We start from the raw sequence: 15,175 nt of genomic DNA, 5'->3' as shown, positions 1-15,175 counted from the left end.
CATGGATATGCGCAAGGGCGCTTTGATCAGCGGGGACTCGGGTTCCTACTCGGACCTGAACCGCTTGAACCAGCTCAAGGTCGGCGACAAGAACAGCGACAGCAACCTGCGTAAAGTGGCGCAGGAGTTCGAGTCGCTGTTCCTCGGCGAAATGCTCAAGTCCATGCGCTCGGCCACCGAGGCCTTGGGCAAGGACAATCCGATGAACACGCCAGAAGCCAAGCAGTACCAGGAGATGTACGACCAGCAGTTGGCCGTTTCCATGTCCCGCGAAGGCGGTGGTATTGGCCTGGCCGATGTGCTGCTGCGCCAGATGTCCAAGAACAAGCCACTGGCCCCCGGCGAGGCGGCAACCTTGTCGGCTGCCAAGCAACAAGAGGCGCTGGACAAGGTCACCAAGGCGCCAGTGCCGACACCGCTGGGTGCCGGGACCCTGCCCACCGACGGCCCGTTGTCGCGTATCAGTGGCCAGCGGCCGTTGTGGGCTTCGCGGGCCGTGAGTGCGCCGCAAGGGGCCGAGGGTGTCCACCGCAACGACATGGAATTGCTCAACCAGCGCCGCTTGGCCCTGCCACCGAAACTGGCCGACCGCCTGCTCGCCGGGCTGGTGCCTTCGGCGGCGGTCAATGCCGATGTGCCTGCGCAGAACGTCCTGACGGATCGCGCCATCGGCGCCGTCAAACCGGCCACTGGCGACCTGGCCAATGGCGACTGGTTGGCCGCACTCAAGGCCGCCGAGCCGAAAGGCGACATGCAGGTCTATGGCCGCGCCGTGGCACAGCCACCGTTGGCGCCGGCGCGCAAAGCCTTCCGCGATGCCGATGAATTCATCAATGCCATGTTGCCAATGGCCAAGGAAGCGGCCGACCGCATTGGCCTCGACCCGCGTTACCTGGTGGCCCAGGCCGCCCTGGAAACCGGTTGGGGCAAATCGGTCATGCGCCAGCCCGATGGCGGCAGCAGTCACAACCTGTTCGGTATCAAGGCCAGCGCCAATTGGAAGGGCGATTCGGCCCGGGCGATCACCAGCGAATTCCGCAATGGCGCGATGGTCAAGGAGACGGCCGAGTTCCGTTCCTACGCCTCGTACCGCGACAGTTTCCATGACTTGGTCAACCTGCTGCAAAGCAACAGTCGCTATCAAGATGTACTGAAGTCGGCCGATAACCCAGAACAGTTTGTACGCGAGTTGCAGAAAGCCGGTTACGCCACCGATCCGCACTACGCCAGCAAGATTTCGAACATAGCCCGGCAGATGACGAGTTACCAAAACTACGCTTCTGCAGGCGCCACCACGACTTTATAAGGTCTGAACCATGAGTTTGCTCAATATAGGGATGTCGGGTCTGTCAGCAAGCCAGACTGCGTTGGTGACCACGGGTAACAACATTGCCAACGTCGACACCGCCGGTTATTCGCGCCAGCAGACCGTGCAGACCACCAAGGCCTCGAACCAATACGGCAACGTGTTCATCGGTTCCGGCACGACCCTGGCCGATGTGCGTCGGGTGTATAACGCCTTCCTTGAAGCACAACTGAAAACCACCACGTCGCTCAACAGTGACGCGGCGGCCTATCAGGGGCAGATCACGCCGCTCGACTCCCTGTTGTCGGACAGCGGCACCGGTCTCAACGGGGCGCTGACCAAGTTTTTCGCCTCGGTGCAGAACGTCAACGCCAAGCCGGGTGATGATGCATCCCGTCAGTTGCTGCTCAGCGATGCCCAGGCTCTGAGCAACCGTTTCAATTCGGTTGCTAACCAGTTGACGGAGCAGAGCCAGAACATCAATGGCAACTTGTCGAACATGGTCGACCAGGTTAATAACCTGGCGGCCACCGTTGCGCAGTTGAACAAGAAAATCGCCGAAGTCTCCAACTCCGGTGGCGCCCCCAATGACCTGCTCGATGCCCGCAGCGAAACCATTCGCCAGCTCTCGGCGTTCACCGGCACGCAGGTCGTCGAGAACGGCAGCAGCCTGGACATCTACCTGGGTTCCGGCCAACCACTGGTGATGGGCAATATCGTCAATACCCTGGAAGCGGTGCCGGACAAGAACGATCCGGGGCGTATTGGTATCCAGCTCAACAGCGGTTCCAGCTCCATGGACCTGACGTCGGTGCTCACTGGCGGCGAGATCGGTGGCCTGATGCGCTACCGCAGCACCGTGCTCGACCCGGCCATGAACGAGCTGGGTCGCGTGGCCCTGGTGGTCGCCGACCAGATGAACAGCATCCAGGCGTCAGGCATCGACATGAACGGGGCCTTCGGCTCCAACCTGTTCAGCAATATCAACAGCACTGCGCAGATGAGTCAGCGCAGCGTTGCGTCGTTGAACAACAGTGTGGGCTCCGGCAACTTCAACATCGCCATCGAAGACACCGGCAAGCTGACCACCAACGATTACAAGGTGACGTTCACCAGTGGCACGGACTACACCGTCCAGCGCCTGCCCGACGGCACCTCAATGGGCGCGTTCAACACTGCGACCACGCCGCCGCCCGTGATCGACGGTTTCTCGATGACTTTCGCCAACGGCACCGCCGCCGCCGGCGACTCGTTCAAGCTTACGCCGACCCGCAACGAGGCGGCCAACATCAAGACTGAGATGACCGACTCCAAGCGGCTTGCGATTGCTGCCCCGTTGGGCGCCGCCATCACGCCGGGCGGCAGCGGTACGCTGACCATCCCGGCCAGTGGCCAGCCGAGCATGACCACGAAGCTGGACATCTACGACGCCGCCACCACGACCATCGTCCAGAACGGCATCAAGAACTCCATGCCGGTCAAGGTGGTGTTCGGCGCGACGTCCGCTGATGGCACCAGTCAGGCGTACCAGCTGCTCGATGCCCAAGGCCTCCCGATCAGCAATGGCACGATCAAGCCCGGCGAAAGCAACACCTTGAGCCTGAGTGTTCCGCTCAAGGATGCCAGCGGTAACCCGATCATGGATTCGTCCGTGCCGGCGGTGCAACGCACCGTCACGTTCGACATGTCCATTGCCGGCGCCCCGTCCAACGGTGCCTCCATCAACGTCAGCCTCAGCCAGGCCGGCAGCCTGGACAACCGTAACGGCACTGTCCTGGCCGGCTTGCAGACTGCCAAGACCGTGGACACCGGTTCCTCCAGCAAGGGTATTTCCCTGAACGATGCCTACGGCAAGCTGGTGGAAGGCGTAGGTTCCAAGGCCGCCCAGGGCAAGCTCGACAGCGCCGCCACTGGCGCGATCCTGGACAACGCCAAGAACGCCCGCGACTCGCTGTCGGGCGTGGACCTGGATGAAGAAACCGGCAATCTGGTCAAGTTCCAGCAGTACTACACCGCGTCTTCGCAGATTATCAAGGCGGCGCAGCAAATCTTCAGCACGCTGATCAACAGTCTTTAAGGAGCCGTAGCCCATGCGCATTTCCACCTCCCAGTTTTACGAAAGCACGGCTGCGAACTACCAGAAAAACTTCGCCAACGTGGTCAAGACCAGCGAAGAAGCCAGCAGCCTGGTGCGGGTGAACACCGCAGCCGATGACCCGGTGGGGGCTTCGCGTCTGCTGCAACTGGGCACGCAAGCGTCGATGCTGGCTCAGTACGAAACCAACACCAACACCATCAAGGCGACCCTGGGCACCACTGAAGCGGTGATGACCAGCATTGGCAACGTGCTGCAGCGCGCCAAGGAATTGGCCGTCGGTGCCGGCAACGCCGGCTACACCGACGCCGATCGCCAGGCCAACGCCTCGGAGCTGGCGCAGATCGAAGAACAGCTGCTGAGCTTGATGAACAGCAAGGACGAAAACGGCAAGTACATTTTCGCCGGCTCCAAGGGCGACACCATTCCGTTCACCCGCAACAACGATGGCAGCTACAGCTATAACGGTGACCAGGTGACCCTCGACCTGCCCGTCGGCGACACCATGTCGATGGCCACCAACAGCACCGGCTGGGAAGTGTTCCAGCAGGCCGTCAACACCAGCCGCAGCCAGGTCACCCTGACCGCGCCTGCGGTGGATGATGGCCGCGTAGTGCTGTCCAACGGCCAGGTGTCGTCCAGTGTCACCTACAACAGTAAATTCCGCAGCGGTGAGCCGTACACCGTTGAATTCACCAGCGGTACGCAACTGAAAATCACCGACTCCGGCGGCAACGACGTCACCGCCGAAGCCAGTCAGGGCGGTGCTTTTGATCCCAACAGCAAAAGTGGTCAGGCGGTACAGTTCCGTGGTCTGGAACTGACCCTGAACATCAACCTGCAAACCGGTGATACCGCGGGCACTGTGTTGCCTGGCCACACCTTCACCCTGGCCGCCAAGCCGGATACTTTTGTCACGACCCGCAGCGCGGGCAACCCGACCACGGTCCAGGTCACTGGCAGCGAAATCACCGACCCGGTGGCCTATCACGCCAGTTTCCCTACCGGTTCGGCCGTATTGAAGTTCACCAGTGCCACCGATTTCGACCTCTACAGCGCGCCGCTGACCGCCAACAGCCAGCCGGTGTCCAGCGGTACCCTGGCCGGCAACGTGGCCACCGCCTCGGGTGTGAGCTTTACCCTGGACGGAACGCCTGCCGCTGACGATCAGTTCAGCATCGCGGTCAACACCCATGAGACCCAGAATATTCTGGACACTGTTAACCAGTTGAAAACCGCGTTGAGCACGCCGACCAACAACGATCCGATTGCGTTGCAGAAGTTGCAGGCATCGCTGGCCTCCGGTATCGGCAACCTGGCCAGCGGCACCGATCAGTTGTCCAGCGCTTTGAGCTCGGTAGGTGGGCGTGGTCAGGCCCTGGAAACCCAAAGCGACACAAACCAGAGCCTGCTGTTGGCCAATAACCAGACTCAATCGTCGATTCGTGATTCCGATGCGGCCGAAGTGATGACTCGCCTGACCTTGCAGCAGACCATGTTGCAGGCCTCGCAACTGGCGTTCAGCAAGATCGCCCAGTTGGGTCTGTTCAACAAGATCTGAGCCGGTATCGACCGAGCCGCCAACCGTCTTTTTTTTTAAGCGGTTCCGGGGCTCCGACCTGAAAAGGCCGGGGCCCGCCGCTCGAGAGTTTTAACCGTGAAGTCACTTCCGCTCGTCAGTATCGTTATCCCCGCCTACAACCCTCGGTTCTTCGACCAGGCACTGCTCAGTGCCCTGGCCCAAACCTACGAACACATCGAGATCATCGTTTGCGATGATTCGCCTGGCGATGAGATTCGCCAGATCGTCGACTCCTTCCCTGAACCGTCCCATCCGATCCGCTATTTGCGAAACCCGCAGCGACTGGGGCTTCAGGGCAACCTGTTGCGGTGTGTCGAAGAGGCCAGGGGCGAGTTCATCAAAGTGCTGTGCGACGATGATCGGCTGTTTGCGCCGAGCATTGCGATGCAGGCCCAGGCGTTGATGGATCATGCTGACGTGAGTGTGGTGTTTGCACTTCGGCTGTTGTGTGACGCAGGCAACTTCATCTTGCCGCCTCGCGTCGACAATTGCCGGTTCTCGCCGAACGATGCCCTGCTCAAGGGTGATGACATGCTGGCGATTTTCGAGAGCACGCTGACCAACTTTGTTGGCAATTTCAGTTCGACGCTGATGCGCCGCGCCGATGTGCTGGAGTTGCTGCCGGCGCTCCTTCAGGACGGTGCCGGTTTTGTCGCTTTGCTCGACTTTGCTTTGTTCGTCTGTCTGATGCGTCGTGGCAACTTGATTGCCTTGAATACCGTGTTGAGTGTCGAGCGACTGTACCCGGAGCGTTTGAGTAAGACTCCGGAAATGCTCAAGGCCGCGAAGGCAGAAGGGGGGTGGCTGGCGCAGATGCTTGTTGCGCGCAGCGGCGAAGCGGCTCCGGCCTCGGGTTGGGTGCGCTGCATCGATTTGAACAAAATCACTGACCAGCCTCATGCCTGGCAGGAACTCTGCGTAACCCGCGTGCTGGGCAACCGCAATACCGTCGTCAATGGTCGAGTAGGGGCGCAAACTGAGAGCTATGCCGACTTTTACCGCGAGTGGCTGAGCGTCCGCCAGTTTAGCGAGGTTGAGCGGCGTGTCATGCCCGCGCGTATCGATAGCTGGCCGTTTCAGCCGAACATTGTGCCTGTGATCATCGACGCCCTCGGTGATGCGACGTCGCTTGCGGCGACGTTGCGTAGCATCAAGGGCCAGCTGTATCGCGCCCAGGCCGTCGTGGTGCTTTCCGATGCGCATTGCGAGGTCGACGAGCGAGTGCTGCAGTTGCCTTATCAGGCCGATTGGCCGCGTCAGCTCAATGCCATCGTTCCACAGCTGGAAGGCGCGCACTGGTTTTACCTGCTGCGAGCGGGCGACGTCTTGCGCGATTCGGCATTGCTGATCCTGGCCGAGCGCGTGGCCGGGAGGCAGGGCATTCTTTGCGTCTACAGTGATGAAGGAGCGTTGGTGGACGGGGAGTCCTTCGAGCCGGTATTCAAGCCGGACTTCAACCTGGACCTGATGCGCGCCTATCCCTATGTCGGTCGGACCCTGGCTTTCGAGCGTGAGCGGTTCATGACCGCGGGCGGCTTCGAGCCGACCCAGGGTGAACTGGCGCCCCACGATCTGCTCTGGCGCCTGGTGGAAGAGGCCGGCCCTCAGACCATCGAACACATTCCGGAAATCCAAGTCGAGTCGGCCCTGAGCTTCGCCCAATGGTTGTCGTTGCCCGAGGTCATCGAAGGCAATGCCCGGTTGGTTGGCACGCATCTGGATCGTATCGGCATCGAACACAAGATCTCACCGGATACGATGCCGTTGATCAATCGCATAAACTATCGACACGGTGCACGTCCGCTGGTGTCGATTATCGTGCGTACCGGTGACTCGCTTGCGGCGTTGCAACATTGCACCGAAAGCCTGATCGAGCGTACTGCCTATACCCATTATGAAATCCTGATCGTGGACAGCGGCGTTCAGGATCCGGCCATGCTCGACTGGCTGGCGAACATGGCTCAGTTGGGGGCGAGCATGCTGCGGGTACTGCGTCATGTCGGCGAGGCCAATGACGCCGCTGTGCGTAATTTTGCCGCCAGTCAAGCCCGTGGTGAATACTTGCTGCTGCTCAGTGCGCACACGATCGTCCGCGATAATGATTGGCTGGACGAGATGATCAATCATGCCCTGCGACCTGAGGTCGCGGTGGTAGGTGCCAGGATCCTCAGCCCTCAAGGCGCCCTTGTTGGCGGCGGGCAGATTCTCGGGCTGGCCGGGCCGGTGGGGACGCCGTTCTTCGGTGAGCCAGCGGCTTCCCGGGGCTATATGCAACGTTTGCACACCACCCAGAACTGGAGTTCGGTCAGCAGCGACTGCCTGATGGTGCGCAAGCAGGTTTTCGATGAACTCGGCTATCTGGACGAAGCGTCCTTTACCCTCGGTCTCAGCGATGTCGACCTGTGCTTGCGCGCTGGCCAGCACGGCTATCTGGTGGTTTGGACACCTTACGCCACCGTGATGAAAATCGACCCTCAATCGAGCGTTGTCCGGTCGGACGAAACCACATTGATGGAACGCGAGCACGAAACCTTCTCTCGTAGATGGTTGCCGCAGATTGCCCGGGATTCTGCCTACAATCCTGCGCTGAGCCTGGGGGCATCAAGCTTCAGCCTGGAGCCTTCGCTGCGCAACAACTGGAATCCGTTCTGCACCCGCGCGTTGCCATTGGTGCTAGGCTTGCCGGTCAACGCCACCGCGGTCGGCCACTATCGTGTCACGGCTCCGTTGGCCGAACTGGAGGCTGCGGGACGGGTGATTGCCCGAGTCGCCTACGAATCGCCTTCGACCGTTGAAGTCGAGCGCTTGTCGCCGGATACGATCGTCTTGCAGGGGCGCTACAGTGAAGGTGCCGCCGGCGATATCCTGAGGATGAAGAAGTATTCCAATGCCCTGCGGATCTTCGAGCTTGACGATTACGTCGTCAATGCGCCCAAGAAAAACACTCATGCGCGCAACAAGCCGGTCAATATCGAGCAGATGCTGCGCGAAGGGATCGGATTGTGTGATCGCGTTGTGGTGACGACGCCGTCGCTCGCTGATGCGTTGTCCAGCATGCACCATGAGATCCGTATCGTGCCCAACATGCTGCCGCCCAAGCCATGGAGTCGGTTGACCAGTCGCCGTGGTACGTCCTCCAAGCCCCGGGTGGGTTGGGGAGGTGGGACAAGTCACAGCGGCGACCTGGAGATCATTGCGGACGTGGTTCGCGAGCTGGCAGACGAGGTGGAGTGGGTCTTCTTTGGTATGTGTCCGGATGCGCTGCGTCCGTACATCCATGAATTCCACCGGTCGGTTGCCTTGAGCACTTATCCTTCCAAATTGGCCAGCCTGAACTTGGACCTGGCCTTGGCCCCGCTGGAATTCCATATCTTCAATGACTGCAAGAGCAACCTGCGCTTGCTGGAATACGGCGCCTGCGGCTATCCGGTGATCTGCACCGACACCAAGGCCTACGACGGCTTCCTGCCGTGTACCAAGGTACGCAGCAACAGCACCGAGGAATGGATCGCGGCGATCCGCATGCACCTGGCCGATCCTGATGCCAGTTACCGCATGGGCGATGAACTGCGCGAAGCGGTGCTTCGCGATTACATGCTCAGTGGCGACAACTTGCAGCATTGGTTGTGGGGCTGGTTGCCGGACTGAGTATGGGCTGTTTGTGCCGGGAGGCCTGGGGCGAGGGGATAAAGTTCCCTCGCCACAAAGATCAGTATTCAACCCTGTTTTGATTCAAATCCCCTCCAGCGAGCTGGCGCGTTTCCTGCAAGCCCCCCTCATATCGCCATAAAACGAGCGCTTGCGGCATACCGCGGCGTCCGGATCGGCATCGAAGGTGTAATCCCCGCGCCCGCAAAGCGAAACAACGCTTGGCCGAGCCCGGTGATGGACAAGAGGGGAGACGATGAAGGCAGTTATTTTGGCAGGTGGTCTCGGCACGCGGATCAGCGAGGAGTCGCACCTCAAGCCCAAGCCGATGATCGAGATCGGTGGTAAGCCAATTCTTTGGCACATCATGAAGCAGTATTCCGCCCATGGAATCCACGACTTCGTCATTTGCCTGGGCTACAAGGGCTACGCCATCAAGGATTTCTTCGCCAACTACTTCCTCCACACCTCCGATGTCACGTTCGACATGTGCAACAACCGCATGGACGTTCACCAGAACTATAGCGAGCCGTGGCGCGTGACCTTGATCGACACCGGTGAAGACACCATGACCGGCGGCCGGCTGCGTCGGGCGGCGCGTTATCTGGAAAACGAAGAGGCGTTTTGTTTTACCTATGGCGACGGCGTCTCGGACCTCAATATTGGCGCACTGGTGGATTTTCATCTGGCGCACGGCAAGCTCGCCACGGTGACCGCCGTCCAGCCCCCGGGACGTTACGGTGCGCTGGAGCGCGACGGCGATAGCGTCCTGGGTTTCACCGAAAAACCCCGGGGTGACGGTGGCTGGATCAACGGTGGTTTCTTTGTACTCTCGCCGAAGGTTCTGCCTTACATCGCCGACGATCAGACTTCTTGGGAGGCTGAACCGTTGGCGGCATTGGCCACCGAACAGCAACTGCAGGCGTTCCAGCACGACGGTTTCTGGCACCCGATGGACACCCTGCGGGATAAAAATCATCTTGAGGCTCTGTGGCAAAGCGGGGAGGCCCCATGGAAACAATGGGGTTGAGCCCGGAGTTCTGGCGCGGCAAGCGGGTGCTGGTCACCGGCCACACCGGTTTCAAGGGCAGTTGGCTGGCGCTTTGGCTGCAAAGCCTGGGCGCCAAGGTCAGCGGTTTTTCCCTGGATCCGGCCACCGAGCCCAACCTGTTCGAGCTGGCACGGGTGGGTGAGGGCATTGATGATCGGCGCGGTGACTTGCGCGACCTCGGCGCGTTGCTGGAAGTGCTCGCCGACGTGCAGCCGCAGATTGTCCTGCACCTGGCGGCGCAGCCGTTGGTGCGCGAGGGGTATCGCGATCCGCTGGGCACTTATTCCAGTAACGTCATGGGCACCCTGAACCTGCTCGAAGCGGTCCGCCAGATTGGCGGCGTGCGAGCCTGTGTCCTGGTCACTACCGACAAGGTCTACGCCAATCAGGAGTGGCTGTGGCCCTACCGTGAAAACGAAGCCCTGGGCGGCCACGATCCTTACAGCAGCAGTAAGGCCTGCTGCGAGTTGCTGGCGCAGTCTTATGCCGCCTCGTTTTTCTCCGCCGATCGTTACGCCGAACACGGCCTGGCCCTGGCCACGGCCCGGGCCGGTAACGTACTGGGCGGTGGTGACTTCGCCCCTGAACGGCTGATTCCGGACGTGCTCAAGGCCTGGTCGGCGGACGAACCGGTGACGCTGCGTTATCCCCAGGCGGTACGCCCCTGGCAGCACGCCCTGGAGCCGCTGGCCGGTTACCTGCAATTGGCCGCGCGCCTCTATGAGCAAGGCCCGGAGTTTGCCGGCGCCTGGAACTTTGGCCCCGGCGAGACTGACATGTGCAGCGTCGGCGAAGTCGTCCAGTTGCTCGCCGAGCGCTGGCCGCTGGCGCCGGGCCTACGGATCGAACCGAGTGATTTGCATGAAGCCGGCCTGTTGCGCCTGGACAGCAGTCGCGCCCGGCAATTGCTGGGTTGGCAGCCGCGCTGGTCGTTGCAGCAGTGCCTTGCCCAGACCCTCGATTGGCATTTGGCGTGGCAGAACGGCGATGACATGCGCCAGGTCACCCTCGGCCAATTGAACTTGTACCGAGGCGCGTTGTGAGCGAGTTTTTGTTAAAGGCATTGCCTCTTGCCGGGCTGTTCAGCGTCCAGCACAAACGCTTCGAAGACCAGCGCGGGCATTTCGCCCGGCTGTTCTGCGAAGGCAGCCTGAGCGCGTTCGGCCAGCCGTTCCATATCCGCCAGATCAATCATTCCTGCACCCATGAGCGCGGTAGCGTGCGTGGGTTGCATTATCAGAATGCGGCGCAACCGGAAGCCAAGCTGATTACCTGTCTGCGAGGCGAAGTTTGGGATGTGGCCGTGGACTTGCGTCCCGATTCCGAAACGTTTCTGAGTTGGCATGCCGAGCACCTGAAGGCTGGAGATGGCCGCAGCCTATTGATCCCGGCCGGGTTCGCCCATGGGTTCCAGACCCTGACCGACGATGCCGAACTGCTTTACTTGCATAGCGCCGATTACGCCCCGGAGCATGAGGGCGGCCTGTCGGTGAGTGATCCGCGGCTGGCGATTGCCTGGCCGCTGCCTGTCAATAATCTGTCGATGCGGGACAGCAATCATCCCTTGCTCGACGAGCGTTTCGCAGGAGTGCGTGTATGAATTGCCGAGGTTGCGGGACTGCTCTGGTGTTGCCACTGATTGACCTTGGCACGTCGCCGCCATCCAACGCATACGTGCGGGCCGACCAACTGGAGCAGGCCGAGCAGTGGGTGCCGCTCAAGGTTGCGGTATGCCAGCAGTGCTGGCTGGTACAGACCGAGGATTACACCCGCGCCGACAGTCTGTTCGATGCCGACTACGCCTATTTCAGTTCGTTTTCCAGTACCTGGCTGGCCCATGCCGAGCGCTATGTGGCCGAGATGGTCGAACGCTTCGATTTGACTCCGGACAGCCGCGTGGTGGAGATTGCCGCCAACGACGGTTACCTGTTGCAGTACGTGGCCAAGCGCGGCATTGCGTGCCTGGGCGTCGAGCCGACCCGCAGCACCGCCGAGGCGGCTCGTGAAAAAGGTCTGGAAATTCGCGAGCTGTTCTTTGGCCGCGATACCGCGTCGCAACTTATGGGCGAGGGTTGGGCAGCCGACCTGATGGCGGCCAATAACGTGCTCGCCCATGTGCCGGACATCAATGATTTCCTCGCCGGTTTCGCCACGCTGCTGAAGCCGACGGGCGTCGCGACATTTGAGTTTCCGCAATTGCTCACGCTGATGGCCGGGCAGCAGTTCGACACCCTGTATCACGAACATTTTTCCTACCTGTCGCTGACGGCCGTGCAAACACTGTGCGAGCGCAACGGGCTGGAAGTATTCGATGTCAGCCAACTGTCGACCCACGGCGGTTCGTTGCGAGTGTTCGTCCAGCGCACCGATGGCGAGCGTCGTCCGGTGCAGTCCTCGGTGCAACAGCAGTTGCAGGCTGAGCTGACCGCTGGCGTGAAAACCTCTGCGTATTACGCCACCCTGGCGCCGGCCGCCGAGGCCATCAAGCATGGTTTGCTGCGCTTTCTGTTGCAGGCCAAGGCTGATGGCAAGCATGTGGTCGGTTATGGCGCGGCCGCCAAAGGTAATACGTTGCTCAACTATGCCGGGGTCAAACCCGACCTGCTGGCATGGGTAGCCGATGCCAATCCGCACAAACAGGGCAAGTACTTGCCGGGCAGTCGGATTCCCATCGTATCGCCCGAGCGTATCGCGGCGGAGAAACCCGACTACGTTCTCGTCCTGCCCTGGAACTTGCTGAGCGAAGTCAGCCAGCAGTTGGCTGAGGTCCGCCAATGGGGTGGACAGTTTGTGATCGCCGTGCCTGAGTTGACGGTGCTATGAAGGTCCTGGTGACTGGCGCCACGGGGTTCGTCGGCCGTCATCTGGTCCAGGCGTTGCTGACGCGTGGCTGTGAGGTAAGGGCCGTTGCCCGTCGGGTCGAACCGGCGAAAGCATTGCCTTGGTTCGACCAGGTCGAGTTCGTGGCGGCTGATGTCCACGACGAGGCGCTGGACGTCGCCGCGCTGGCCGAAGGGGTCGATGCATTGGCGCACCTGGCATGGCCTGGGTTGCCGAATTACCAGGCACTGTTTCATTTCGAACACAACTTGATGGCTGATTATCGCTTCATCAAAAAGGCCGTCGACGCAGGCATTTCCCAAGTGCTGGTCACTGGCACCTGTTTCGAATACGGCCTGCAAAGCGGGCCGCTCGACGAGCAGACTGCGCCGCAGCCGGCCAATCCTTACGGCTTGGCTAAAAATACCTTGCGCCTGTTTCTTGAACACCTGCAACGCGATCACCCGTTTACTTTGCAGTGGGCGCGCTTGTTCTACTTGCACGGCGCCGGCCAGAACCCCAATAGCCTGCTGGCGGCGCTAGACCGGGCGATCGATGCGCAAGCAGCGGTATTCAATATGTCCGGAGGTGAACAGTTGCGCGATTACCTGCCGATCGAGACTGCGGCCGCCCATTTGGCTGGCCTGTTGCTGCGGCGCCGATTCAATGGCGTGGTCAATTGTTCCAGCGGCGAACCGGTGTCAGTGCGCGCGCTGGTGGAAGCGCACCTGCGCGAGCGTGGTGCCGCCCTTCGCCTGAACCTGGGCCATTATCCTTACCCGACTCACGAACCCATGTCGTTCTGGGGCGTGGCGGAACGCCTGCACACCTTGTTGGGAGCCGAACATGACGCGTGAGCTGTACCGGGCCACCGGCCTTCCAGTCCTGCAGAACCGTACCTTCGCCGATGAACAGTCGGCCAAGTCCTCGGCATGTGCCGATATGATTCTGGTCCAGGACGAAGTGAGCGGGTTGGTCTTCAATCAGGCATTCGATGCGGACAAGCTCCGCTATGACAGTGATTATCAAAACGAACAGGCCCACTCTGGGCAGTTTCAGCGGCACTTGGCTGATGTGGAGGGCGTTATTGCTCGACATTTCAGCGGCCAGGAACTGATCGAGGTCGGTTGTGGCAAAGGTTATTTTCTGGAGTTGCTCAAAGAGCGCGGCTACGCCATCACCGGCATCGACCCGGCCTACGAGGGCGATAACGCCGATGTGATCAAGGCGCCGTTCACTCGTGACCTGGGCCTGTCGGCCGACGCGGTGGTGCTTCGTCATGTGCTTGAGCACATCCAGGACCCGCTGAGCTTTCTCGCCGAAATCGCAGCGGCCAATCAGGGCGGACAGATCTACATCGAAGTGCCGTGCCTGGACTGGATCCTGGAGCATCGCGCCTGGTTCGACCTGTTCTACGAACATGTCAATTATTTCCGCCTCGATGACCTGCGCCGAATGTTCGGCGCGGTGCATGAAGCCGGACATCTGTTCGGCGGCCAGTACCTGTACATCGTGGCTGACCTGGCGACGTTGCGCCTGACGCCGGAAGAGCCCGCGGCGGAACTTGCGTTGCCGGACGGATTCACTGCCAGTCTCGGGCGCGCGGTGCAGATTATCCAGGCTGCGCCGCAGCAGGGTTCGGCGATCTGGGGGGCATCTTCCAAAGGCGTGATCTATTCGCTGTTCCTGCAACGTGCTGGTGTGGCGGTGGACTGCGTGGTGGATATCAACCCGGCCAAGCAGGGACGGTATCTGCCCTTGAGTGGCGCGCGCGTCTGCTCACCGGATGAGGCGATGGATACATTGCCTGAAGGGGCGCACGTGTTTGTGATGAATTCCAATTACCTTGAAGAGATCAAACGGATGACCGGTGGGCGCTACGTCTACCACGCCGTTGACAGCGCTTCGTTCCAATAACCACGAGATTCGAACATGACCGACAACACGATCCATAAAGCCTTCGAAGCCCAATGCCAGACCGAAATCGCCGGTCAAGGCCAAGACCAGAAACTCGTCGGCCTGGCCAAGGAGTTTTTCAACGAGTCGGCCCGCCACAAGTACAGCTACCATTTTTCCTGGATGGGCCGCCCCATCATCCAGTTGCCGCAGGACATGATGGCGATGCAGGAGTTGATCTGGCAGATCAAGCCTGACCTGATCATCGAATGCGGCATCGCTCACGGCGGTTCGATCATTTATTACGCCTCGTTGCTGGAGCTGCAAGGCCATGGCGAAGTGCTGGGCATCGACCTGGATATTCGCCCTCATAACCGCGAAGCCATCGAGAGCCACCCGATGAGCAAACGCATCTCGATGATCGAGGGTTCGAGCATCGATCCGGCCATCGCCGAGCAGGTCCATGCAGCGGCCAAAGGCAAGAAAGTCATCCTGGTGCTCGATTCCAACCATACCCATGATCATGTGCTCGAAGAGCTGCGCCTGTATGCGCCGCTGGTCTCGGTGGGGAGCTATTGCGTGGTGATGGACACCGTGGTCGAAGACATGCCAGCGGACTTTTTCCCGGATCGCCCATGGGGCCCTGGCGATAACCCGAAAACCGCCGTATGGAAATACCTTGAGGAAAACGCTGATTTTGAAATTGACCAGCAATTGCAGAACAAGCTGCTGATCACCGTTGCTCCAGACGGTTATCTGCGTCGGGTTCGTTAATCC

11 protein-coding genes are annotated in these 15,175 nt (G+C 60.5%); all 11 read left to right on the top strand.

Annotation, left to right across the window (positions count from 1 at the left end; all coding sequences use genetic code 11):
* The first annotated feature begins 1 nt into the window (after position 1).
* The 11 genes from flgJ (at position 2) to AACY42_RS14980 (ending at position 15,172) form a co-directional block, all read left to right on the top strand.
* Positions 2 to 1,306 (top strand): flagellar assembly peptidoglycan hydrolase FlgJ, encoded by a 1,305-nt coding sequence (flgJ, locus tag AACY42_RS15030; protein WP_339480428.1) that lies wholly within the window; start codon positions 2 to 4, stop codon positions 1,304 to 1,306.
* Positions 1,307 to 1,316: 10 nt separating this feature from the next.
* Complete coding sequence (gene flgK, locus AACY42_RS15025) at positions 1,317 to 3,383, top strand: flagellar hook-associated protein FlgK (protein ID WP_339480425.1); 2,067 nt, start codon at positions 1,317 to 1,319, stop codon at positions 3,381 to 3,383.
* Positions 3,384 to 3,396: 13 nt separating this feature from the next.
* On the top strand, positions 3,397 to 4,962 hold the full coding sequence (locus AACY42_RS15020) for a flagellar hook-associated protein 3 (RefSeq protein ID WP_339480422.1): 1,566 nt from the start codon (positions 3,397 to 3,399) through the stop codon (positions 4,960 to 4,962).
* Between the two features lie 96 nt (positions 4,963 to 5,058).
* Positions 5,059 to 8,631, top strand: coding sequence for a glycosyltransferase (locus AACY42_RS15015; protein WP_339480419.1), 3,573 nt, complete (start codon positions 5,059 to 5,061; stop codon positions 8,629 to 8,631).
* A 256-nt stretch (positions 8,632 to 8,887) separates the two neighbouring features.
* The gene (gene rfbF / locus AACY42_RS15010) at positions 8,888 to 9,661 is read left to right on the top strand and encodes a glucose-1-phosphate cytidylyltransferase (protein ID WP_076385852.1); all 774 of its coding nucleotides are present in this window, start codon (positions 8,888 to 8,890) and stop codon (positions 9,659 to 9,661) included.
* Complete coding sequence (gene rfbG, locus AACY42_RS15005) at positions 9,643 to 10,725, top strand: CDP-glucose 4,6-dehydratase (protein WP_339480413.1); 1,083 nt, start codon at positions 9,643 to 9,645, stop codon at positions 10,723 to 10,725. Before rfbF ends, rfbG begins: the two co-directional genes overlap by 19 nt.
* Positions 10,722 to 11,282, top strand: coding sequence for a dTDP-4-dehydrorhamnose 3,5-epimerase family protein (locus AACY42_RS15000; RefSeq protein WP_339480410.1), 561 nt, complete (start codon positions 10,722 to 10,724; stop codon positions 11,280 to 11,282). The genes rfbG and AACY42_RS15000 overlap by 4 nt, the downstream gene beginning before the upstream one ends.
* Positions 11,279 to 12,505, top strand: a complete 1,227-nt coding sequence (locus AACY42_RS14995; protein ID WP_339480407.1) for a class I SAM-dependent methyltransferase — start codon at positions 11,279 to 11,281, stop codon at positions 12,503 to 12,505. Before AACY42_RS15000 ends, AACY42_RS14995 begins: the two co-directional genes overlap by 4 nt.
* Positions 12,502 to 13,359: an NAD-dependent epimerase/dehydratase family protein gene (locus AACY42_RS14990; RefSeq protein ID WP_339480406.1), complete on the top strand. Its 858-nt coding sequence runs from the start codon at positions 12,502 to 12,504 to the stop codon at positions 13,357 to 13,359. Before AACY42_RS14995 ends, AACY42_RS14990 begins: the two co-directional genes overlap by 4 nt.
* Positions 13,349 to 14,419 (top strand): class I SAM-dependent methyltransferase, encoded by a 1,071-nt coding sequence (locus AACY42_RS14985; RefSeq protein ID WP_339480404.1) that lies wholly within the window; start codon positions 13,349 to 13,351, stop codon positions 14,417 to 14,419. Before AACY42_RS14990 ends, AACY42_RS14985 begins: the two co-directional genes overlap by 11 nt.
* A 15-nt stretch (positions 14,420 to 14,434) precedes the next feature.
* Positions 14,435 to 15,172: a cephalosporin hydroxylase family protein gene (locus AACY42_RS14980; protein WP_024617489.1), complete on the top strand. Its 738-nt coding sequence runs from the start codon at positions 14,435 to 14,437 to the stop codon at positions 15,170 to 15,172.
* The last annotated feature ends 3 nt before the right edge of the window (positions 15,173 to 15,175 follow it).

Source organism: Pseudomonas sp. RL_5y_Pfl2_73, from assembly GCF_963970515.1.
GTDB lineage: Bacteria > Pseudomonadota > Gammaproteobacteria > Pseudomonadales > Pseudomonadaceae > Aquipseudomonas.
The sequence above is the reverse complement of the archived record's forward strand: the minus strand, read 5'-3'. Positions and strand labels throughout refer to the sequence as shown.

Coding starts and splice junctions, on each gene's coding strand:
- flgJ (WP_339480428.1), top strand. CDS start 2: ATGGATATGCGCAAGGGCGCTTTGATCAGCGGGGACTCGGGTTCCTAC.
- flgK (WP_339480425.1), top strand. CDS start 1,317: ATGAGTTTGCTCAATATAGGGATGTCGGGTCTGTCAGCAAGCCAGACT.
- AACY42_RS15020 (WP_339480422.1), top strand. CDS start 3,397: ATGCGCATTTCCACCTCCCAGTTTTACGAAAGCACGGCTGCGAACTAC.
- rfbF (WP_076385852.1), top strand. CDS start 8,888: ATGAAGGCAGTTATTTTGGCAGGTGGTCTCGGCACGCGGATCAGCGAG.
- rfbG (WP_339480413.1), top strand. CDS start 9,643: ATGGAAACAATGGGGTTGAGCCCGGAGTTCTGGCGCGGCAAGCGGGTG.
- AACY42_RS14995 (WP_339480407.1), top strand. CDS start 11,279: ATGAATTGCCGAGGTTGCGGGACTGCTCTGGTGTTGCCACTGATTGAC.
- AACY42_RS14990 (WP_339480406.1), top strand. CDS start 12,502: ATGAAGGTCCTGGTGACTGGCGCCACGGGGTTCGTCGGCCGTCATCTG.
- AACY42_RS14985 (WP_339480404.1), top strand. CDS start 13,349: ATGACGCGTGAGCTGTACCGGGCCACCGGCCTTCCAGTCCTGCAGAAC.
- AACY42_RS14980 (WP_024617489.1), top strand. CDS start 14,435: ATGACCGACAACACGATCCATAAAGCCTTCGAAGCCCAATGCCAGACC.